Source organism: Chroococcidiopsis sp. [FACHB-1243] (genome assembly GCF_014696895.1).
Lineage (GTDB): Bacteria > Cyanobacteriota > Cyanobacteriia > Cyanobacteriales > Chroococcidiopsidaceae > Chroococcidiopsis.
Genome location: NZ_JACJQX010000047.1, coordinates 1 through 21,005, shown reverse-complemented (window position 1 = coordinate 21,005; position 21,005 = coordinate 1). Strand labels below are relative to the sequence as shown.

Annotated in this window: 17 protein-coding genes and 1 riboswitch; of the genes, 11 read left to right on the top strand and 6 right to left on the bottom strand. The window is 44.2% G+C overall.

Translation table 11 applies throughout. The annotated features are described in order from the left end of the window. Positions 1–52 precede the first annotated feature (52 nt). The 3 genes from H6G17_RS26655 to H6G17_RS26645 are packed head-to-tail and all read left to right on the top strand — an operon-like array spanning position 53 to position 5,553. Positions 53–3,664 carry a response regulator gene (locus H6G17_RS26655; protein WP_192161595.1) on the top strand — a complete coding sequence of 1,204 codons (3,612 nt, stop codon included), beginning with the start codon at positions 53–55 and terminating at the stop codon, positions 3,662–3,664. Positions 3,665–3,702: 38 nt separating this feature from the next. Next, positions 3,703–4,155, top strand: coding sequence for a D-aminoacyl-tRNA deacylase (gene dtd, locus H6G17_RS26650; protein ID WP_192161594.1), 453 nt, complete (start codon positions 3,703–3,705; stop codon positions 4,153–4,155). 51 nt (positions 4,156–4,206) lie between these two features. After that, positions 4,207–5,553, top strand: coding sequence for a hypothetical protein (locus tag H6G17_RS26645; protein ID WP_192161593.1), 1,347 nt, complete (start codon positions 4,207–4,209; stop codon positions 5,551–5,553). An 82-nt stretch (positions 5,554–5,635) separates the two neighbouring features. On the opposite strand, the gene H6G17_RS26640 is transcribed toward H6G17_RS26645, so the two are convergent. Then, positions 5,636–7,018, bottom strand: coding sequence for a heterodisulfide reductase-related iron-sulfur binding cluster (locus H6G17_RS26640; RefSeq protein ID WP_192161592.1), 1,383 nt, complete (start codon positions 7,016–7,018; stop codon positions 5,636–5,638). A gap of 78 nt (positions 7,019–7,096) precedes the next feature. After that, positions 7,097–8,413 (bottom strand): FAD-binding oxidoreductase, encoded by a 1,317-nt coding sequence (locus tag H6G17_RS26635; protein WP_192161591.1) that lies wholly within the window; start codon positions 8,411–8,413, stop codon positions 7,097–7,099. Positions 8,414–8,526: 113 nt separating this feature from the next. Between H6G17_RS26635 and H6G17_RS26630 the strand changes: the two genes are divergently transcribed. Both H6G17_RS26630 and H6G17_RS26625 read left to right on the top strand, forming a co-directional pair. Continuing rightward, complete coding sequence (locus H6G17_RS26630; protein WP_192161590.1) at positions 8,527–9,279, top strand: hypothetical protein; 753 nt, start codon at positions 8,527–8,529, stop codon at positions 9,277–9,279. An 18-nt stretch (positions 9,280–9,297) separates the two neighbouring features. Continuing rightward, positions 9,298–11,367, top strand: coding sequence for an ATP-binding protein (locus H6G17_RS26625; RefSeq protein WP_192161589.1), 2,070 nt, complete (start codon positions 9,298–9,300; stop codon positions 11,365–11,367). A 46-nt stretch (positions 11,368–11,413) separates the two neighbouring features. Here the strand turns inward: H6G17_RS26625 and H6G17_RS26620 are convergent, their stop codons facing one another. The 3 genes from H6G17_RS26620 to H6G17_RS26610 form a co-directional block, all read right to left on the bottom strand. After that, positions 11,414–12,016: a tetratricopeptide repeat protein gene (locus H6G17_RS26620; RefSeq protein ID WP_192161588.1), complete on the bottom strand. Its 603-nt coding sequence runs from the start codon at positions 12,014–12,016 to the stop codon at positions 11,414–11,416. 147 nt (positions 12,017–12,163) lie between these two features. Then, entirely contained in the window at positions 12,164–12,808 is a 645-nt protein-coding gene (gene raiA / locus H6G17_RS26615; protein WP_192161587.1) for a ribosome-associated translation inhibitor RaiA, read from the bottom strand. A gap of 245 nt (positions 12,809–13,053) precedes the next feature. Further along, a complete protein-coding gene (locus tag H6G17_RS26610) occupies positions 13,054–13,332 on the bottom strand; it encodes a hypothetical protein (RefSeq protein WP_192161586.1) in 279 nt (92 codons plus the stop codon). On the opposite strand from H6G17_RS26610, the gene lipB reads away from it, so the two are divergent. Then, positions 13,331–14,008, top strand: a complete 678-nt coding sequence (lipB, locus tag H6G17_RS26605; RefSeq protein WP_192161585.1) for a lipoyl(octanoyl) transferase LipB — start codon at positions 13,331–13,333, stop codon at positions 14,006–14,008. The genes H6G17_RS26610 and lipB overlap by 2 nt on opposite strands. Here the strand turns inward: lipB and H6G17_RS26600 are convergent. Then, positions 13,978–14,706, bottom strand: coding sequence for a pentapeptide repeat-containing protein (locus H6G17_RS26600; protein ID WP_192161584.1), 729 nt, complete (start codon positions 14,704–14,706; stop codon positions 13,978–13,980). The two genes, lipB and H6G17_RS26600, sit on opposite strands and share 31 nt — an antisense overlap. Before the next feature lie 198 nt (positions 14,707–14,904). Next, positions 14,905–15,000: riboswitch (TPP riboswitch) on the top strand. Positions 15,001–15,007: 7 nt separating this feature from the next. Here H6G17_RS26600 and thiC point away from each other — a divergent pair. The 5 genes from thiC to H6G17_RS26575 all read left to right on the top strand — a co-directional run bounded on the left by thiC (position 15,008) and on the right by H6G17_RS26575 (position 20,739). Then, positions 15,008–16,378 (top strand): phosphomethylpyrimidine synthase, encoded by a 1,371-nt coding sequence (thiC, locus tag H6G17_RS26595; RefSeq protein WP_015154628.1) that lies wholly within the window; start codon positions 15,008–15,010, stop codon positions 16,376–16,378. A 259-nt stretch (positions 16,379–16,637) separates the two neighbouring features. Continuing rightward, on the top strand, positions 16,638–17,555 hold the full coding sequence (locus H6G17_RS26590) for an SDR family oxidoreductase (RefSeq protein WP_192161583.1): 918 nt from the start codon (positions 16,638–16,640) through the stop codon (positions 17,553–17,555). Positions 17,556–17,683: 128 nt separating this feature from the next. Then, positions 17,684–18,877 (top strand): succinate--CoA ligase subunit beta, encoded by a 1,194-nt coding sequence (locus H6G17_RS26585; protein ID WP_192161582.1) that lies wholly within the window; start codon positions 17,684–17,686, stop codon positions 18,875–18,877. Then, positions 18,877–19,761 (top strand): CoA-binding protein, encoded by an 885-nt coding sequence (locus H6G17_RS26580; RefSeq protein WP_192161581.1) that lies wholly within the window; start codon positions 18,877–18,879, stop codon positions 19,759–19,761. Before H6G17_RS26585 ends, H6G17_RS26580 begins: the two co-directional genes overlap by 1 nt. Before the next feature lie 75 nt (positions 19,762–19,836). Beyond that, positions 19,837–20,739, top strand: a complete 903-nt coding sequence (locus tag H6G17_RS26575; protein ID WP_192161580.1) for a DMT family transporter — start codon at positions 19,837–19,839, stop codon at positions 20,737–20,739. Positions 20,740–21,005: the final 266 nt, after the last annotated feature.

The following is a 21,005-nucleotide window of genomic DNA, read 5'->3' as shown; positions in this document are numbered from 1 at the left end:
TACTTTGCTCGTTAATTGCTATCTTCTATCGCCAGGGAAAAGCTAGTTAGCAATGAAAATCTTAGTTGTAGAAGATGACGAATTAGTCGCCCATGCGCTAACTGCCGTCCTCACCGATCGCAACTATGCAGTTGAGATTGCTGTCGATGGTCTTGCTGCTTGGGATTTAGTCCAAGCTTTCGACTACGACTTAATCCTACTGGATGTCGTCATACCTAAACTGGATGGCATTAGTCTTTGCCGTCAAATCAGAGCTAAAGGTTTGTCAACGCCAATTTTATTGTTAACTGGTCGAGATAGCAGCCACGATAAAGCGGTTGGACTAGATGCGGGTGCAGATGATTACTTAATTAAACCTTTTGACGAAGAAGAATTAGTTGCTCGGATCAGAGCGCTATTGCGTCGTAGCGGCTTAGTTGCTCAACCAGTACTACAGTGGGGTGACTTGCAATTAGACCCCAGTAGTTGTGAGGCAACCTATCGTCAAAAGCATTTATCATTAACTCCCAAGGAATACGCACTTTTGGAGCTGTTTTTACGTAACAGTCGCCGCGTTTTTAGTTGTGGCACGATCTTGGAACATCTCTGGTCTTATGAAGACCTTCCCAGCGAAGAAGCCGTGCGAACTCATATTAAGGGATTGCGGCAAAAACTCAAAGCCGCAGGAGCTAATAGCGATCTGCTTGAAACTGTCTACGGCATTGGATATCGTCTCAAGCCTTTGGAGGACAAGGGAGCAGGGAGCAGGGACGAGCTGGGAGCAGGGGGGCAGAGGAGCAGGGGAGCAAGACAAGTCACAATTCACAATTCACAATTAATTCCGAATTCCGAATTCTCCCCGCGCACCACCCAACAAACAACACTATCGGCAGTTGTAGGAATTTGGCATAAATTTAAGCCTAGGATTGCAGAACAGATCGGTGTGTTGGAGCAAGCATCTGCTGCTGTCAGCGCAAATAATACCTTGTCTCCAGAACTGCTCGAATCAGCACGAAAAGAAGCGCATACCCTAGCAGGATCGTTAGGAACTTTCGGCTTGGCGCAAGGATCGAAACTGGCGAAAGAAATTGAGCAGATGCTAAAAGGCGATCGCGCACTCTTGCAATCTGAAGCAACAAATTTTTGCCGTTTAGTATTGGCTCTGCGTCAAGAAATTGAGCAGGAAGAAGAAGCAGGTAAGCCACAAGCAGTGGCGCAAGCATTAGAAAATGTACCCAATGCAGAAGCTCATCTACTCGTTGTGGACGACGATCCAAAAATCCTCGCAGTGTTACCAGCATTGCTCAATCCTTGGGGATTGAAAGTGACAACTTTAGAAGATCCGCGTCGGTTCTGGGAAACTTTAGAAGCCACTGCACCGGATCTGTTGATACTAGATGTGGAAATGCCCTATGTCAATGGCATCGACCTATGCCAGGTGGTACGTAACGAGCCGCGCTGGAGCGATCTACCAATTTTATTTTTGACAGTCCATCACGATGCCGACATTGTAGATCGGGTTTTTAGTGCTGGTGCAGATGATTTTGTGAGTAAGCCGATTGTAGGTTCCGAACTCGTAACTCGGATCGTCAATCGCTTAGAGCGGATGAAACTACTACACCGGATTAACCAAGTCAGAGCAACGAACAATGTCGAAAGCAAAAATCGCTTCAAGCTGAACGAGCAACTCCAGTCAGAGTTAAACGAGCGCCAGCGCACCCAAGCAGCATTGCAAAATTCTCAAGCCTTATTTGCCGGAATCGTCGCAATAGCCGATGACGCGATTATTTCAATCGATAGCAATCAACGCATCACCTTGTTTAACTCTGGAGCCGAGAGAATATTCGGCTACTCAGCAGCAGAAGCGATCGGACAACCGCTTGACTTGTTGCTACCAAAGCGTTTTGCCGCAGCACATCGTCAGCACGTAGATGAATTCGGTCAATCCCCAAATTTAGCTCGCCGGATGGGAGAACGACGCGAAATTTACGGTTGTCGCAAGGATGGGACTGAATTTCCTGCCGAGGCGAGTATCTCCAAGTTAAATTTGGGAGGAGAAACAGTATATACGGTTTACTTGCATGATGTGAGCGATCGCAAGCAAATCGAGCGGATGAAAGATGAGTTTATTTCCGTTGTCAGCCACGAACTCCGCACGCCTTTGACTTCGATTCACGGTTCTTTAGGGATGCTTGCTAGTGGTTTACTCCAGCCAGACTCACCGCAGGGACAACGCTTATTGCAAATTGCCACCGATAGCACCGAACGCTTGGTGCGCCTGATCAACGACATTCTCGATATCGAGCGGATCGAGTCGGGTAAGGTGAAGATGGAAAAAGAAAGCTGCGATGTTACCGAGTTGATAACTGAAGCAGTGAACGTGATGCAGCCTCTCGCCGACAAAGCTGGGATTACCTTATCTGTCTCTAGCCTACCGATTCAGGTATGGGCAGATCCAGACCGCATCGTTCAAACTCTCACCAATCTACTTTCTAACGCGATTAAATTCTCGCCTAGTGGTAGTACTGTTTGGTTGAGTGTGGAATTAGGGAGCAGGGAGAAGAGAGCTGAGGGAGCCCAGGGAGCTGAGGAAGCTGAGGGAGAAAAAATCCCACTCACCACTTTCTCACCAACTACCAACGTTATATTCCAAGTGCAAGACACCGGACGCGGTATTCCAGCTGATAAGCTTGATAGTATATTTGAACGATTACAACAAGTTGACTCAACAGATTCTCGCAAGCATGATGGGACTGGTTTAGGGTTGGCAATTTGCCGCAGTATCGTACAACAGCATGACGGGCGCATTTGGGTTGAAAGCGTTCTGGGTGAGGGCAGTACTTTTTACTTTACGCTGCCTGTCTTGCAAGCTAAGTCTAGTCGCGAGTCAGATAGCTCTTTAAATCTTCCCTCACTCCTTACTTCTGACTCTTCTCCCCTCATACTTATCTGTGATGACGATCCTCATGTTGGGACTGAACTACAAACCTTGCTGGAGAATAAAAGCTATCGCACGGTCGTCGTGCATTCTGGACAAGAAGCGATCGCCTCTGCTGCTACCTTACATCCTGATGCAATTTTACTAGATTTGCTGATGCCAAAAATGAATGGCTGGGAGGTAATGGCAAAGCTGAAAGAGCGATCGGATACGAAAGACATTCCCATCGTCATTTGTAGTATTTGCGCTCCTAGTCAGAGTCCGCTCAGTCAAAATTCGAGCGCTTGGGTGAGTAAGCCAGTTGATGAAAACTCGCTGTTTGACTCTCTCCAGCTAGCTCTAGCTAAAAGCGCTCGACCAGTCCGCGTATTGCTGGTTGAGGATGATGCCGAGTTAGCCGAACTTTTGCTTGCACTGCTTAAAAGTCATAATATTGAAACTTTTCTTGCCAAAAATGGACGCGAGGCAATTCGTTTAAGTCAAGAAATCAAACCCGATCTACTGATTCTCGATCTGATTCTGCCTCAAGTGGATGGATTTGGTGTCGTTGAGTGGCTGCATCAACACGATCGCCTTTACAGTATTCCTTTAGTCGTCTATTCTGCCAAAGACCTCGACCACTCGGAGCGAAATCGGCTCAAGCTAGGACATACGGAGTTTCTGACCAAAGGACGAGTCTCTCCTCAAGAATTCGAGCAAAGGGTATTGGAGTTAATCGGACAAATGACTCAAAGCAAACAACAATAGTAATATGGCGATCGCTCTCTACTCTCGATTCCCTTGTTATGCGCGTCATCATTCAGCGAGTTAAATCTTCTTACGTCACCGTTGGCGAACAAACTATTGGCAAAATTGGACGGGGTTTAAACTTGCTGGTGGGAATTGCCAATACTGATACGGAAGCAGAACTGGACTGGATGGCGCGTAAATGTTTGGAATTGCGTCTATTCGGTGCAGAGGAAGGGAACGATCGCTGGCAAAAATCCGTCACAGAAATCGATGGCGAACTCTTAGTTGTCAGTCAGTTTACTCTGTATGGCGATTGTCGTAAAGGTCGCCGCCCTTCCTTCGATCGCTCGGCTGCACCAGAAGCAGCGAAAAACCTATACAATCTGTTTGTGGAAAAGCTACGCGACAGTGGTTTAAAAGTAGAAACGGGAGAGTTTGGCGCGATGATGCATGTTTTTATTGATAATGATGGTCCCGTGACTTTGCTACTAGAGCGAGAAGCCATATAAAAAAGTCAAAATTATTGATTCATGATGTTAAATAAAGTTGTTGTGAAAAGAATGCAGATATTTTTTGCATTCTTATTTTTGGTTGCAATATTAACAAAATTAGAAACCAATTCTTGGAACGATGCTTCCAGAATGGCAACGATTGAGTCATTGGTGGACTTTCACACTTTTAGTATCGATCGCTCTACTTATATCTGGACTGGCGATAAATATTTCTATCAAAATCATTTTTATTCTGACAAGCCACCAATTATGGCTTTGTATAGTTCGGTATTTTATTTATTTCTAAAATCTGTCTTTAGTCTGACTATTGCCACGCATCAATCTGCAACCTACTTTCTATTAACAGTTCTAATCATGGGCGTTATGTCCAGCTTAGGACTAGTTTGCTTGTACGAGATTTTCAAATTTTTTCGGATTGACGAGTGGTGGACAAATATTGTGCTGCTGCTTGCGGGGGCGGGAACGCTAATTTTACCATATTCAATTGTTTTTAACAACCATGCTTTTAGTGGCAGTCTTTTACTCTTCAGCTTTTACTTTTTATTACTCAGACGACACGAAGTAAGAAATGCCGCGATCGCCGGATTTTTTATTGCTTTTGCTGGTAGTACTGATATTACAATGTTCGCCTTAATTCCGTTGTATTCTATTTTGTTATTCGATCGGAGTCATCGAGCTAAACTTTCTTTCGTTTTGGCTTGTATTCCCGTCATATTGCTGTATGTATGGTTGAATCTTTATACTTCTGGCAGTATCATTCCTCCAGCAATGAATGCTAAATTATGGGACTATCCAGGCTCTTATTTTGGTGCAGGTAATCTTTCAGGATTGGTAGGACACGATTTACAGAGTCTCGCTATTTATGCTTTTCATATGCTTGTTGGTAGTAGAGGGCTGCTATCCTATACTCCAATTTTATTATTTGCAATTTATGGTTGGAGTAGAGCCATAATGCAACCAGGTTTTAAATATAAGAAAGAGTATTTATTCATTGCTGCAATTTGTCTAGCTTACGTAATGTTTTATATTTTTCGTAGCAATAACTATAGCGGTCATAGTTATGGAGTCAGATGGTTCGCTTCAATTATGTTATTAGCGTGCGTGCCGTTAACTCACGTTCTCGAACCCATCCAAAAATCAAAACTACTGCGAGGAATTTTTCTCGCGATCGCCTCAGTTTCAATTCTAATTTCCTTAGTAGGTGCGATCGCGCCATTCGGTGGAATCAACGTCAACGGTTACAGTTCATTTTTCCTGAATCTAGAACTGTGGCAGAAACAACTGTTATGGGACAAAGTAAAAGTTATCGTAGCTGCGATCGCGGTATACGCAACATTCGCTTGGTTTTGGATACAGTTTAATCCAAACTTGGGTAGGCGATCGCAATCTCTGTGAAGATTGTCATTTGTCATTCGTCATTTGTCATTGGTGAATAGCTAGTGACAAGAGTTGAGTCTAGTCACTAGTCACGCTTTCACTAGTCACTGGTCACTGATAACTGTATGCCTCGGATTGCCAAATCTAACAATTCCATCGGATGCATGACAGAAATCTTTTTCTCTTGTAATTTCAAATGCTTGCTAATTTGCAGCGTACAACCAGGATTGGCAGATGCAATCAAATTCGCACCTGTATTTAATAAATTTTGAACTTTTTGCTGACCTAATTCATCGGCAACATCTGGTTGCAGCATATTGTAAACTCCAGCGCTGCCACAACACAAAGCTGCGTCGATTGGTTCGCGCAACTGCACTCCTGGGATTTGTCGCAACAACTGACGGGGTTGGACGCTGATTTTTTGCCCGTGCAACAGATGACAAGCATCCTGATAAACCAAAGTTAAAGGTTTTTCAGATAGGGGTGAAAGTTTTGTCGTTAAGCCGACAGTAGCGAGAAACTCCTGTACGTCCTTGACATTGGCTGCAAATGCTTGTGCTTTTTCCCGATATTCTGGATCGTCTTGCAATAAGTGTCCGTACTCTTTCAAAGTATGACCGCAGCCAGCAGCGTTAATAATGACCGCATCTACGCCTGTATCGGCAAAAGCATCTATCATCTGTCTGGCTAGTGCTTTCGCCTGTTCTTCTTGTCCCTGGTGATGCGGTAGCGCCGCACAGCAGCCTTGAGATTTAGGAATAACGACTTCACAGCCATTTGCTGTTAATACCCTGACAGTAGCTTCATTAATCGGGGAGAAAAATAGCCGTTGAACGCAACCTAAAATTACTCCTACCCGATAGCGCTTTTCTCCCTGTGCTGGAATTACCGTAGGCAAATCGTCCCGAAAAGATTTCAGCGTAATTTTGGGTAAGATTGATTCCATCGCCGCCAATCTAGGAGAAATGTATTTCAAGATTTTGGTAGCGCGGACGAGTTTTTGCACGCCTAACAATTGATACAAAAATAAAGGCACTAGCATCCACCGCAGGCGATGGGGATAGGGGAAGAAGGAGAAAATAAGCTTTCTGTAGAGGCGATCGCCTAAACTACGAGGATAGTTGCGTTCTACTTGGGGACGAGTCGCAGAAATTAATTTGTCATACTGCACCCCTGAAGGACAAGTGGTGACGCAAGCAAGGCATCCCAAACAAGAATCAAAGTGTTCCACTGTAGCGGCATTGAGGGCAATTTCGCCTTCGTTAATTGCATCCATCAGGTAGATTCGACCTCTAGGCGAATCCATCTCTTTGCCAATGACGCGATAACTAGGACAAGTAGATAGGCAAAAGCCACAGTGAACGCAGGTATCGATGAGTTTCGGATCGGGGGGATGTTGTGGATCGAACCCTTTTAAATTCTTAATTGACCCTGTTTCTGGATCTAGTAAATGATGATTTAAAGGATTTTCTGAAGTTTGCATAGTGGTTGATGGTTGATAGTTGATAGTTGATGGTTGACAGCGATCGACAATTAACTATCAACAATTAACTAATGTTTATTAAATCTCGCCGACAAACCTTTGCGGACTCAAAACATTTTTTGGATCGAACTGTTGCTTGATGCGTCGCATTAAATCTAAAGCATTGCCTCGATAACCCCAGACATCAAGCTGCTGCTTAAATACTGCTGGGGCTTCTAAAACAGACAAATAACCTCCTTGATTTTGGCAGTGAGTTCTCATACTTAAAACCGTGTTTGCCTTGACATTAGTATTGTCAAATCTGATAACTCCTAAACCGCTACCAACATGGATTGTACCGATCGCCGATTCTGGCGCAATCCGATCTAAATAGAGCAAAGTTGCAACAGCAGTTGCTGGTAATACTCCTATTTTGCAAGTAACTGCTTGCATTGGTTGAGGAGAACGTATTTGTACTTGTAATTGTTGCCATAAGTTAGCTTCGTCCGCATCTGAGTAGGTGGTGCTTTGCAATCCCAATTGTTGTCCCATTTCTACTAGCCGTGCGGTTTGTTCTCGGACGCTAGCACTCAGGCTTTGGAAGCGAACCATTAATCCTAATCCTTGACCTATTCCTATGGTAGTGACTAGATGAGAAGATAGCAGGTCGGCTTGGGTGGGAGTTAACGCCGAACTCCTGATTTTAGATGTCGCTTGGGCGATCGCCTCAGCTGTGCCTGTCAGCGTCACCGTCCCCGATGCGGGTGGTAGGGGGTAAACCCGTAGTGTTACCTGGGCGATCGCGCCTAGCGTGCCGTAAGAACCTGTAAATAGCTTCATTAAGTCGTACCCAGCGACGTTTTTAACGACTCGTCCCCCAGCTTTGGCAATTTCTCCATCAGCACGGACAAAGGAAATACCTAGTAGTTGATCGCGCACGCCGCCGTAACGTTGTCGGAGTGAATTGGTATCAGCCGTGGCGACAATGCCCCCGATTGTAGCTGATTCTGGTGCGGTGGGGTCGAGGGCAAGAAATTGTCCTGTAGGGGCTAACACTGCTTGTAGATCGGCAAATTTCATCCCCGCTTCTACAGTTACGGTTAAATCTCCGACAGCGTGTTGGATGAGTCGGTTTAGGCGTGCGGTACTGACAAGCACCTGGATATTTTTTGCCAGTCCTCCCCAGCTGAGTTTTGTACCGCTACCATAAACTAAAATTCGCCAGTTGTTGCTGTCGGTATATGCCATGACTGCTGCTAGTTCGGCTGTCGTTTGGGGATAGACAATGCAGCTAGGTGCGATACTGGAGGCGATCGCCCCCTTGATGTGTTCTTGTCGCATCGCATCTATATCTTCCCATTCCAAGACAGATTCTGGGCTGACAATAGCTGCAAGTTGGGTCGCGATCGCTTTCATCAGTAATTTTACTCATCCTGAAAATTTCGGAACTGGACTAATCTAACAACAGTGGTTTTGCCCGTAATTACTACGAGGCGATGCTAAAAAGCCGCAGTAACTAAAAGTTAACCATGTTACTACCCCCAATTCCTAGACGCTCGTGGTTGCCAATGGCGATTTTGCTATTGGCAGGGTATGCAGGTAATTATTTCAGCTTGCCGCTCTTTTTTGGCGTAGATTTTTTGTTTGGTAGTATTTCTGTTTTATTAGTAGTGCGCTTTTTCGGTATTCGCTGGGGAACAATTGCCGCAGCGATCGCCTCCGTACACACTTTCTTTCTCTGGAATCATCCCTACGCCGCGATCGTTTTGATTGGCGAAGCATTATTTATTGGTTTACTGTGGCGCAACCAAAGACAGAGTTTAGTGCTATTAGATGTCTTTTACTGGCTGCTATTAGGTATTCCGTTGGTGTGGCTGTTTTATTCCCGCTTGTTGCATGTCGATTCGGCTCAAACTTGGTTAGTGGTGTTGAAACAGTCTGTCAATGGCATTTTTAACTCTATTATCGCTAGCTTGACGATTAATTACTTACCTATTTCTAGATGGGTGAGTCGTTCTCAAGTTAGGCATACTCCATCCATGCGACAGGTTTTGTTATCTCTTTGTGCGACTTCCTGTTTTTTACCTGCACTAATTTTAGTTGTTTTAGATTGCAATTTGGTTTTCCAACAGATCCACAACACAATTCAAGTTGAACTTAAAGATACCGCTCAAGAGGTGATAGCTGGTTTGGCAGATCGCCAGCGCGAATATTTAAATGTTTTATCTCAACTCGGTCAATTAGCTACTAATAATGCGGACGCTAACGCGCCTTCATCATAATTACAGCACAGCCTGGAGTTGCTACAGCGAGTTTATCCCGAATTAATTCTATTACAAGTTATTAATGCTACCGATACTATTGTTGCCTCTGCACCCCAAATCGATCCAGCCTTAACTTCACCTGGTAAATTAGATGCACAGCATGTAAGAACTTTAAAGCAGATCGAAACTAGTCTCAAACCTACTATAGGCAACGTTCACATCCATCCGACTGAACGAATTCCCCAAATCGATATTGGCGTACCGATACTAACTAATAATCGCTTGTCTGGTGTAGTATACGCTCACCTCAACCTCTCCTATTTAGAGGACTTTTTGCGATCGCAGCTTTCTCAAAGAGTTCACCAAATTATTCTTCTCGACTCTCATAACCAGATCGTTGCCAGTAGCAATTCCAAATTACAACTGATGCAAAATTTCGATCGCCTGCGTGGGGGAGAAATGCGGTCGCTGAGTCAAAAGACAGCCAGTGGGAATATATATTTTGAAAATACATATTTATGGTTACCACCTAAAGGCAAACTTCCGGCGATGGTACGCTGGCGACGCTCTCTATATGTTAAAGAACAGCCGCTGAGCGATCGTTCTCAATGGAAACTTATTTTAGAAATTCCGGCTGCACCTTATATCGACCACCTACAACAAACTTACATCAACGACCTTACTTTCATGCTAGTTACGGTATTGATTGTTTTAATTGGCGGCATACTACTCAGCCGTAAATTAGCAAATCCATTAACCCAGTTAGCTACCGTAACTACAGATTTATCCTCTCAGTTGCCAGAAAAGAATTTGATGCGATTTCCTACTAGCCAGGTAGTAGAAATTAATTCGTTGATTGGTAATTTTCAGTTCATGACAGTGGCTTTAAATGAAAAGTTTCAAGAAGTGCAGACAGCAAACGAATCTCTACAAAAAAGAGTCCAAGAGCGTACCAAAGAACTATTGCGAACTAATCAAAAGTTAGAGCGTGAAATTAACGAGCGTCAGCAAGCTGATGCGGCTTTAAGAGAAAGTGAAGAACGCTATAGAGATTTATTTGAAAATGCTAGCGATCTAATTCAAAGTGTTACACCGGACGGTCATTTAGTATATGTAAATCGAGCCTGGAAAGAAACTTTAGATTATAGTGAAGATGAAATTTCTCGTTTGATAATTTTTGATGTTATTCATCCCGACAATTTAGAGCATTGCCAGAAAACTTTTCGGGAAGTCATGTCAGGAAAACAAATTTCGGAAATTGAAACCGCATTTATAACTAAACAAGGTGAGAAAGTTTGGGTTGCAGGTAGTATTAATTGTAAAATTATCAATGGTAAGCCAATCGCTACCCGTGGTATATTTCGCAATATCACAGAACGAAAGTTAGCCGAAGCTGAGATGATTTACGCCTTAGAAAAAGAGAAACAATTAGTAGAGTTGAAATCGCGATTTATTACTACAGCATCTCACGAATTTCGGACTCCGCTCACGACAATTCTAATGTCAGCTAAGCTCCTCGAACAATTTGGCGATCGCGCTTCAGAAGATAAAAAACGCATGTATCTCGATCGAATTCAAATTGCCACCAAACGCATGACACAATTGTTAGATGATGTTTTATTGATTGGTAAAGCTGAAGCCGAAAAACTCGAATTTAATCCCACACCAGTATCCTTAGAAAAATTTTGTCATGACTTAGTAGAAGAAATGCGAATGAGTGCTAGTAGCAAACACTCAATTATTTTTACCAGTCAAACACAACAGATAACTGCTAATGTCGATGAAAAATTGCTCCGTTATATTTTGAGTAACTTACTTTCCAATGCAATCAAAGACTCGCCAAAAGGCGGCGACATCGATTTAAGCTTATCTATTAAAGCCGGAAAAGCAATTTTTTACATCCGCGATCGAGGAATTGGTATTCCTACTCAAGATATAGAACAACTCTTCCACTCTTTTCATCGCGGTAGTAACGTAGAAAATATCTCTGGTACGGGCTTGGGAATGTCTATTGTCAAACAGTGTGTGGACTTGCACGGCGGCGAGATTAGCGTCACTAGTGAAGTTGGAATAGGAACGACTTTTGTGGTGACTCTGCCGATATAATCAGTTATCAGTGACCAATTACCAATTACCAACTACCAACTACCCATTACTTTTCCATCTGTTGCAAAATCTGCTCTACATAACTTATGCCTGTTGAGTTGTTTTGCGTGGAGTAGAGATCTTTGGCTTTATGCAAAGATGCTTGTGCTTCGGGCAAATTTCCTTGACTCCAAAATGCTACACCGAGGTTTTGGTAAGAGGTTGGATCGTTGGGTTTGAGTTGAATTGCTTGTCGAAAAGCAGCGATCGCTTCTGCAAATTTGCCTTGACTACCGAGGGCGATTCCTAAATTATTGTAGGTTTCAAAATTACGCGGATTGATGGCAAGAGCATGTTTGAAGGCGTTTTCTGCTTGGATGTACTGTTGCTGATTGCCAAAAGCAAGCCCTAAATTATTGTGAGCGTTTTCGTACTGAGGATAAATATCAATTGCTTGATTGAAAGCCGCGATCGCTTCTGAGAATTTTCCCTGTTCGGCTAACTCTACGCCTCGATTGTTGTGCGTTGCTGCTACCTGTAAGTTTTCTTGCGGTTTGACTTGCCTTGGTAACGTTTCTACAGCATAGCTAGGTTGCATCCCTAGCATCAGTATGCTGACACCGACAAATGCAGCTCGGAATTTTGTCAAGAAAGCCTGTGGTACTCTCATCGCTACCTTCCTAGCAACTTCTCGCCTAATTCCATTGTAGGGCTTAGACAGTGTAGAGACGTTACATGTAACGTCTCTACAAAAGTTGTTGTGACTAGCGAGTCAGCTAAAAAGTAAGAAGTAAGAGGCAGAACGCCAACTTAGGAGTTACGACTTAGAAACCTGTGGCTTTTCTACCGAAGTTTGGGCTTTACCATTCTTAGCATTACCGTGCGTGTGTCCGTTGCCGTTGCGGGGTTGAATCACGCCATAACCGCCATGATTGCGTTCGTAAATGACGTTTATTTCTCCAGTTTCGGCATTGCGGAACATATAAAAATCGTGATCGACGAGTTGTAGTTGTTCTAGGGCTTCATTCAGCGTCATTGGTGGCATGGCGAAGTATTTCGTCCGAACGACTTCGCTAGGTAATTCGGGAGTGCGATCGCCAATCAGATCGGTAACAACAGGTGGTTCTACTGCCTCTAAGCTGGTTTTTGGCTGAGTTTTCTTGTCTTGCAGTCTTTCTTTATACTTGCGTAGCTGTCGGGCAATTTTATCGGCAACTAGATCGATGCTGGCGTATAAGTTCTCGCTACTTTCCTCTGCCCGAATTACAGTTCCGTTGGCGTAAATTGTGACTTCCGCTGCTTGTTTTGGGTTGATCCTGGGATTGCGGGCTACTGACAAATGAACATCTACTTCAGTGGTTAGAGTTTGAAAATGATTGACTGCCTTTTCTATTTTCTGATTCACGTACTCGCGAATGGCATCGGTGATTTCGATGTTTTTGCCATGGATCACAAGCTTCATATTTAATTCTCCCGATGGATACGAACCAAATTTGTGTTAGGTTAAATACAAAGCAGCAACAATTTGCTGTCAGTGTCTACTTACTAAAAGCCCGAATTCTGGTGTTTTAAGTACTCCAGAAATCAATCGATTGGTGCGCTCTTTGTCACCATTTCACCACGCTTTAGTTTATCAACTTCGCTATTTTGCGATGAAAATTTACCAGTCGCACTTCCTGTCGAAAAGGGTTTGTTCCTGCTGATAAACTACAGGTATTTCCCAGTTGGAGGGCGATCTGGGATTTTTCCTAGTAGAATCTCGACTTCCACATCGAGTCTGGCGTGGTGGTAAAGCCTTCCTCCCTGCTGTGTTTGTGTTTCTACTTTCAAGTTAGCACTTTGTATTCTGGAAAACAGAGAGGTTTTAGTTCTTTTTAATATCCTTCGCATTCCTTGACATTTCTTGATGTAGTCAATCGCAAATGCAATAAAATTTGGTAAAAAATACGCTTGAATTTTTCTGCGATCGCTTGTAGTCATCTCCATGAAACGCCATCAATGCTATCTTTATAATTACGGACTCGTCTGTTATGCTAAGGCTTGGAATTGGCAAAAAAATCTGTTGCAACAGCGCCGCCAAGATCCCGATTTACCTGATGTCTTAATTTTGTTGGAACACCCGCCAGTCTACACTTTAGGACACGGAGCTAGTTTAGATTTTCTGCAATTCGACCTTGACAAACATGCAGAAAAAGTATATAGGATAGAAAGAGGTGGAGAGGTAACTTATCACTGTCCCGGTCAACTGGTAGGCTACCCGATTTTAAATCTGCAATTCCACCACAAAGATTTGCACTGGTATTTGCGGCAGCTAGAAGAAGTCTTAATTCGCGTATTAGCAGTTTACGGGTTGCAGGGCGATCGCGTCCCTGGTTTAACTGGGGTATGGTTGGAAGGATACAAGGTAGCAGCGATCGGGATTAAAGTCAGTCGCTGGGTGACAATGCACGGTTTTGCTTTGAATGTCTGTCCCGATATGGCAGGTTTTAGTAAAATTGTCCCCTGCGGGATTGCCGATAAACCCGTGGGTAGTTTAGCTCAATGGATACCAGATATTCAACTAGAGCAGGTGAAATTGCAAGTTGCGCGATCGTTTGCAGAGGTATTTGAAGTAGATTTGGTTGATTCAGATTACTCATTTCTCATACCATCAGGTAAATAAACACCTTTAAGATCTGCACCGCGCAGATTAGTTCCTGCTAATTTTGCCCCTTGCAAATTTGCATCTTGTAGAGAAGCATTTCGTAAATCGGCATTTCTTAAGTTTGTATTTCCCAAATAAGCATCATCTAGTACAGCATCTCGGAGAATCGCCCGTTGAAAATTAGCATCTTGAAGATTAGCATTTTCTAATATTGCGAGTTGCAAATCGGCATCTCGAAAATTAACGCCCCTGAGATAAGCAGTATCTAGTTTTGCACCTCGAAGACTGCTACCCTCCAGATTGGCATTTTCCAGGTTTACTTTTTCTAAGTTGGCATTATTCAAGTTAGCATTGTCTAAATCGACAGATCTCAGGTAAGAATTTTCTAATTTTGCACCTCGAAGATTGCTACTTGCTAAATTAGCATTTTCTAAATTTGTATTTTCTAAGTCAGCATTTTCTAAGTTGGTATAGCTAAGATCGGCATTTCTCATATTTGCACCTCTCAGTTTTGCGCCCCTCAATTTTGCACCTTGAAGATCGGCATTTTCTAAGTTACATCCTTCACATTCATTAGTAGATAGTAACTGTTCGATCGCGCTATTTTGTTGCTTAACTAATTGGACGCTGCGATCGCTCGATCGGATGCTGGGATTGTAGGGTGCGATCGGTGGAGCGTTCGCGTAAGCCAGTAAACTTAGTATAGGAGCTAACATCGCGTATAAAATCCTGAAGCGATCGGTTATTAATTTTTAGTCTAATCTTTTCGGAAATAGACGGTGTACTTTTCCCGCCAAATATTATTTTTACGATTTTTCGCTTTACTCCAACAATCATTTAGCTTGCATACATAGAAAAAATTAATTAACTCAAAAATTAACAAACTGCGGCTAGGTAGAAGTGATACAATCGACAACCATAGCTAGGGGTGTCTGGGAAACCAGGCTGAGACAGTCCCTTAGAACCTGAGACTGGGTAATACCAGCGGAGGGAAGCTGTTTATGCGAGGAACTCGAAATGCGTACAGAATGGATCGCGAAGCGTCGCGGGCAAGATAACGTGTCTCAAATGCACTTTGCCCGTAAAGGTGTGATAACCGAAGAAATGCATCATGTCGCCCGACGGGAAAATTTACCCGTGGAGTTGATTCGAGATGAAGTAGCACGGGGCAGAATGATTATCCCTGCCAATATCAATCATCCCAATTTGGAACCGATGTGTATTGGCATCGCCTCCAAATGTAAGGTGAACGCTAATCTTGGTGCTTCGCCCAACTCTTCCAACTTAGATGAAGAAGTTGCCAAGCTCAATCTAGCGGTAAAATACGGAGCCGATACCGTCATGGACTTATCCACAGGCGGCGGTAACTTAGATGAAATTCGCACTGCAATTATTAACGCTTCTCCCGTGCCAATTGGCACTGTACCAGTTTATCAAGCTTTAGAAAGCGTCCACGGCAGTATTGAAAAGCTCACTGCGGAAGATTTTCTCCACATCATCGAGAAACACGCCCAGCAAGGTGTAGACTACATGACAATTCATGCTGGGATCTTAATCGAGCATTTGCCATTAGTCAAAAACCGAATTACTGGAATTGTCTCCCGTGGTGGAGGTATTTTAGCGCGGTGGATGTTGCACCACCACAAACAAAATCCGCTGTACACGCACTTACGCGACATTATTGAGATTTTTAAGAAATACGACGTGTCTTTTAGTTTAGGTGACTCTTTACGCCCTGGCTGTCTCCACGATGCATCCGACGAGGCACAGTTGGCAGAATTAAAAACTTTGGGACAACTGACTCGTAAAGCCTGGGAACACGATGTCCAAGTCATGGTAGAAGGACCAGGACACGTCCCGATGGATCAAATCGAGTTTAACGTGCGCAAGCAGATGGAAGAGTGTTCGGAAGCACCCTTTTACGTGTTGGGACCACTGGTAACGGATATTGCTCCAGGCTACGACCATATCACTTCTGCGATCGGGGCAGCAATGGCAGGTTGGTATGGTACGGCAATGTTATGCTATGTCACACCTAAAGAACATTTAGGCTTACCCGATGCTGAAGACGTGCGGAATGGTTTAATTGCCTACAAAATCGCCGCCCATGCTGCGGACGTGGCAAGACACCGCATCGGTGCTAGAGATAGGGATGACGAGCTTTCAACCGCCCGTTACAATTTCGACTGGAATCGTCAGTTTGAATTATCCCTCGATCCAGACAGGGCAAAGGAATATCACGATGAAACCCTGCCAGCAGATATCTATAAAACTGCTGAATTCTGCTCGATGTGCGGTCCCAAATTCTGCCCGATGCAAACAAAAGTTGATGCTGATGCGCTGACCGAACTAGAGAAGTTCTTGGCGCGAGAAACTGTAAAAGGATAAAGGATAAAGGACAAAGGAGACAGAAAAGGTGTGGGGAGAATTCGGAATTCGGAATTCGGAATTAATTGTGACTTGCGACTGATGGCTGGTGGAACCAGAATTGTCTCCCTTGTCCCCCTTGTCTCCCTTGTCCCCTGCTGCCTTAATTGTGTCTCCTCAGATATAAGACAAGTTTGCCCTCGTCGCTTTAAAATCTTTGCAGAACATAGGGTAGGATTGTCTGTCTCGCCCTAATTGTTGCTCGTTAAATTGACTAAAAATGCTTTCTTTATCCGAACAAGTTGTATTAATTACTGGTGCTTCTACTGGCATTGGGGCAGCATTGGCAAAAATTTTAGCAGAACGATTTAAGACGATTCGCTTAGTCTTGGCAGCTAGAGATGCAGACAAGTTGGAAAAGGTCGCTAGCCACTGTCGGCAATTAGGGGCAGAAGTTCTCATCGTTCCCACAGATTTAGCACAGACTGACCAAGTTGAAGCCCTAGCCCAAGCCGCGATCGCAAAATTCGGTCGCGTTGATGCTTTAGTTAACAATGCTGGCTACGGACAGATGGGACCCATAGAACTCATTCCTCACGAAGCTGCTGCCAGACAATTTCAAATCAACGTGCTAGCACCCTTAGCACTGATCCGCAGCTTAATTCCGCTGATGCGCGATCGCGGTGGTGGCAGAATTATCAATATTAGTTCGCTGGGTGGCAGGATGGCTTTTCCGTTTGGCGGTTTGTATAGCGGTTCAAAGTTTGCCCTCGAAGGACTCAGCGATGCTTTGCGGATGGAACTAGCACCATTCAATATTAAAGTCAGCGTCATCGAACCAGGTCCAGTCAGCACGGATTTTTTTGCCGCCGCCGCCCAAGCTGTAGAATCAACGGTAGCCACCCCCGAACGCACCCCCTATCGCGCTGCTTTTGAAAAATTAAAAGATTTAGAGAAACACACGAGTAGCCGTGCTTGGAGTGCCGAACGAGTTGCAGAAGCAATTGTTAAAGCACTGACAGACTCTCATCCCCGTCCGCGCTATATTGCAGCAACAGGGGGAAATTTTTTGGTGTTTATGATGACGAAAGTTTTATCAACTAAAATTGTCGATCGCTTTTGGCAGCGATTTTATGGCATTAACCTCGTAGCGCAAGACTGGCAAAAGCATCGTTTAGGCTTGAAGGATGAAGTATAAATGAATTGGTAATTGGTAATTGGTAGTTGGTAGTTGGTAGTTCTCGATCGCTACCCCAATCCCTTAGTGCTAAATCCTAATCCCTCCTTACCCATTACCCATTACCTATTACCTACTACCATCAAAAAATGGATCTACTAGAGTATCAAGCTAAAGAATGGTTTCGCGAGATTGGTATTCCAGTTTTACCTTCCCAAAGAATCGATCGTCCCCGCGATTTGAAGGGGTTGAAGATTCCCTATCCAGTAGTACTCAAATCGCAAGTGCGAACGGGAGGTAGGGGAAAAGCTGGGGGAGTAAAGATCGTCACGAATACGATCGACGCGATCGCTGCGGCGCAAACGATCTTCAACTTACCAATTTTAGGGGAATTTCCTGAAGTTTTACTAGCGGAGGCAAAATACAACTCCGATCGCGAGTTTTACCTAGCCATAGTTATCGATGCAGTTGCTCGCCGTCCGTTGCTTCTGGGTTCTACGCAAGGGGGAGTCGATGTTGAATCCAATCCAGAAGCTTTACAACAAGTCATAGTCGAACGAGATTTTTCACCCTTTTATGCCCGCCGATTAGCAGTCAAAATGGGCTTGCAGGGAGATGCACTGGCATCGGTCAGCGCTATCGTGGAAAAAATGTACGGTTTATTCGTGCAGAAAGATTTGGATTTGATCGAAATCAATCCTTTAGGGGTCAGTTCGACTGGGGAGTTAATGGCATTGGATGGTAAAGTTACTGTCAACGACCAAGCGATCGCCCGCCATCCCGATATTTTGATGATGGCAGAAAAAAAAGCTAGCCGTCCTAACGGTTATCCATCAGTCGCTCAAGTTGGCAAGTGGAATGAGGTAGATAAGTCAGGGAATATTGCAATTTTGGGCAATGGCGCGGGGTTATTGATGGCAACTTTAGATTTGATCGCCACAGCCAGTCACCGCAAACCATCTGTTTGTTTAAATGTCGGACATGGAAGAATTGGCGCAAATGGGGGGTTGAATTTTTGCGATCGCGTCATCCAAGGTCTAGAATTGATCGCTCAAGATAAATCTATCCACGCGATCTTAGTTAATATTCTTTGTAGCGTGCCGACAACTGTAGAAGTGGCTGAGGCGATCGCAACTTTCGTACAACAGCACGACAATAAGACGCACAAAACCCGTTCTCATGCGCAATACCCTAAACTAGTCGTGCGCTTGGCAGGAACGGATTTAGCAGATGCCAAAGCAAAGCTAGATGCAGTACAAGTCTCATCAATGGAAGATTTAGACGAAGCGATCGCCCAAGCCGTCCGTGTTGCGAAAAGTTCGTTGCCTAGAAGAAGTGAGTGATGAAATTAAAGCCTGATAGTAAAGTTTTAATTCAGGGCATGACAGCATCGCTCTGGTCGCCGTATATTGCTCGTATGCAAGCCTACGGGACGCAGATTGTTGCCGCAGTTAGTCCCGGTCAAACGACATCTATTGACGATTTACCCATGTTCGATTTGGTCGAACAGGCAGTAGCGGCAGTTGGGGCGATCGATACGACGATTATTTTCGTCCCTCCCTATCAAGCTTTAGATGCTGCTTTAGAGGCGATCGCTTCTGGGATAAAACAAATTATTATCATCTCTGCTGGCGTACCTCCTTTGGATATGGTGCGCTTGTTGCGTAAAGCAGAGGCAAACGAAACCATAATTGTAGGACCAAACAGTCCGGGTATTATCATTCCTGGCAAATTACTTTTGGGAACCCATGCCAGCGAATTTTATACTCCAGGTTCGATTGGTATTGTCAGTCGCAGCACGACTCTGACTTACGAAATTGCCTTGGGATTGACTAAAGCAGGGTTAGGGCAGTCAATTGCTGTCAGTATCGGCAGTGATGCAATTATTGGTTCTTCTTTTCTACAATGGCTGCAAATTTTTGATGAAGACGATACTACAGAAGCGATCGTTTTAGTCGGGGAACCTGGGGGAAATAGTGAAGAAGCTGCGGCGCGTTACATTGCCGAGGCGATCGATAAACCAGTTATTGCCTACATTGCTGGCTGTCATGCACCAGCAGGTAAACACTGGGGGCATACCGGGACGCTAGCAGCCGTGGTTGGCAGAGGAGATAATGTCGGTACGGCAAAAAGCAAGTTAGAAGCTTTCAAAGCGGCAAAAGTTCCAGTTGCAGAACGCCCTTCGCAAATTGCTGAATTGGTGAAAAAGGCATTAAAGAAAAAATAAAAGATGCAGTTTGATACTTCCGAATTTACTTGAAATCTTTGATTAACAGGGAACAGTCAAGGCTATGAAATCTAGATGACTCAACCCACACTAAACACCCAAGGCTTGATGGCGGCTCTATGTGCCGCAGCTACTTGGGGTATGGTAGGTGTCTTTGTCCGCTGGCTTCCAGGATGGTCTCCCTTTGCAGTTTTGGCAGGTCGCTTTCTCGTCGCCACTACTGCAATGCTGCCGATACTTTTTCTAGCGCCGAGTGTCCGACACGATCTGATTCGCTCCCTTCGCACTTCAACGATCTGGTGGCTGAGTTTGCCAGCTATTGGGGGTTATGTCTTAGGCACGACAGCATTTCAGCTAGCACCTGTAGGAGAAGTGACATTATTATTCACAACCTCACCCTTATTTATCATTGCCTACAAATATGTCGCACGCTTACACGTTAAACGAAGTGAAGGCTTTGGAATGCTGCTGGCTATGGCTGGAGTCAGTGCGATCGTGCTGCCTCAGCTATCTACCGATCGCGCTGTCTCTTGGACAACTCTAGCAGGCTACCTTTTGGCATTAGGTGCTGCTGGTTCGATCGCAATTTATACACTTTGGTTTAATGCATTTGCTAAGCAAAACATTGCTCCAAAATCGATAAATATTGTTTTTCTCACCTGCTTGCTTGGAAGTATTCTATCTTTTTTGTGTGCGGTTCTCTTTCAAGCGACAATTGGAATCGAAGTCGATCGACAAGTTATTCTCATATTATTAGGGTTGGGAATTTTCTCCACTGCTTTACCATTTTTATGCTACACAGTGGCAGCGCAGCGTTTACCAGTATTACTGACAACTGCAATATTACTGCTAGAGCCAATGTTTGCAGTGTTATTTGCATCTGTAGTTCTACAAGAAATTCCGTCGCTTTGGTTTGGCATTGGCAGCGCATTAGTTTTCTGGGGATTGCTGTCGATCGCTGGCTTCGCTTCTAGGTGATGATACTAACCCAGTATTTTTAGCATTTCCATGAAGTTTGAAATTTCTACACCGCTTGGATTTACAGTTAGAACATCCGAAGAATACTGGCAACGGCTAATTGTCAAGCATCCGGATCTTGAGGAATTAGAGGAGCTAATTCGATTAGCTCTTGCTGCACCGGACGGTAGTGATACGGAAGTAGTGGTGAGGTATAACCCCTGCCCCGTCAGCATCCTGTATAATATTAGCTAATGCAAATAATCCTCACATAATCGCCCAGTAAT

Bases quoted from the DNA above. Each gene is read 5' to 3' on its own strand.
- H6G17_RS26655 (WP_192161595.1), top strand. From the start codon at position 53: ATGAAAATCTTAGTTGTAGAAGATGACGAATTAGTCGCCCATGCGCTA.
- dtd (WP_192161594.1), top strand. From the start codon at position 3,703: ATGCGCGTCATCATTCAGCGAGTTAAATCTTCTTACGTCACCGTTGGC.
- H6G17_RS26645 (WP_192161593.1), top strand. From the start codon at position 4,207: ATGCAGATATTTTTTGCATTCTTATTTTTGGTTGCAATATTAACAAAA.
- H6G17_RS26640 (WP_192161592.1), bottom strand. From the start codon at position 7,018: ATGCAAACTTCAGAAAATCCTTTAAATCATCATTTACTAGATCCAGAA.
- H6G17_RS26635 (WP_192161591.1), bottom strand. From the start codon at position 8,413: ATGAAAGCGATCGCGACCCAACTTGCAGCTATTGTCAGCCCAGAATCT.
- H6G17_RS26630 (WP_192161590.1), top strand. From the start codon at position 8,527: ATGTTACTACCCCCAATTCCTAGACGCTCGTGGTTGCCAATGGCGATT.
- H6G17_RS26620 (WP_192161588.1), bottom strand. From the start codon at position 12,016: ATGAGAGTACCACAGGCTTTCTTGACAAAATTCCGAGCTGCATTTGTC.
- raiA (WP_192161587.1), bottom strand. From the start codon at position 12,808: ATGAAGCTTGTGATCCATGGCAAAAACATCGAAATCACCGATGCCATT.
- lipB (WP_192161585.1), top strand. From the start codon at position 13,331: ATGAAACGCCATCAATGCTATCTTTATAATTACGGACTCGTCTGTTAT.
- H6G17_RS26610 (WP_192161586.1), bottom strand. From the start codon at position 13,332: ATGGAGATGACTACAAGCGATCGCAGAAAAATTCAAGCGTATTTTTTA.
- H6G17_RS26600 (WP_192161584.1), bottom strand. From the start codon at position 14,706: ATGTTAGCTCCTATACTAAGTTTACTGGCTTACGCGAACGCTCCACCG.
- thiC (WP_015154628.1), top strand. From the start codon at position 15,008: ATGCGTACAGAATGGATCGCGAAGCGTCGCGGGCAAGATAACGTGTCT.
- H6G17_RS26590 (WP_192161583.1), top strand. From the start codon at position 16,638: ATGCTTTCTTTATCCGAACAAGTTGTATTAATTACTGGTGCTTCTACT.
- H6G17_RS26585 (WP_192161582.1), top strand. From the start codon at position 17,684: ATGGATCTACTAGAGTATCAAGCTAAAGAATGGTTTCGCGAGATTGGT.
- H6G17_RS26580 (WP_192161581.1), top strand. From the start codon at position 18,877: ATGAAATTAAAGCCTGATAGTAAAGTTTTAATTCAGGGCATGACAGCA.
- H6G17_RS26575 (WP_192161580.1), top strand. From the start codon at position 19,837: ATGACTCAACCCACACTAAACACCCAAGGCTTGATGGCGGCTCTATGT.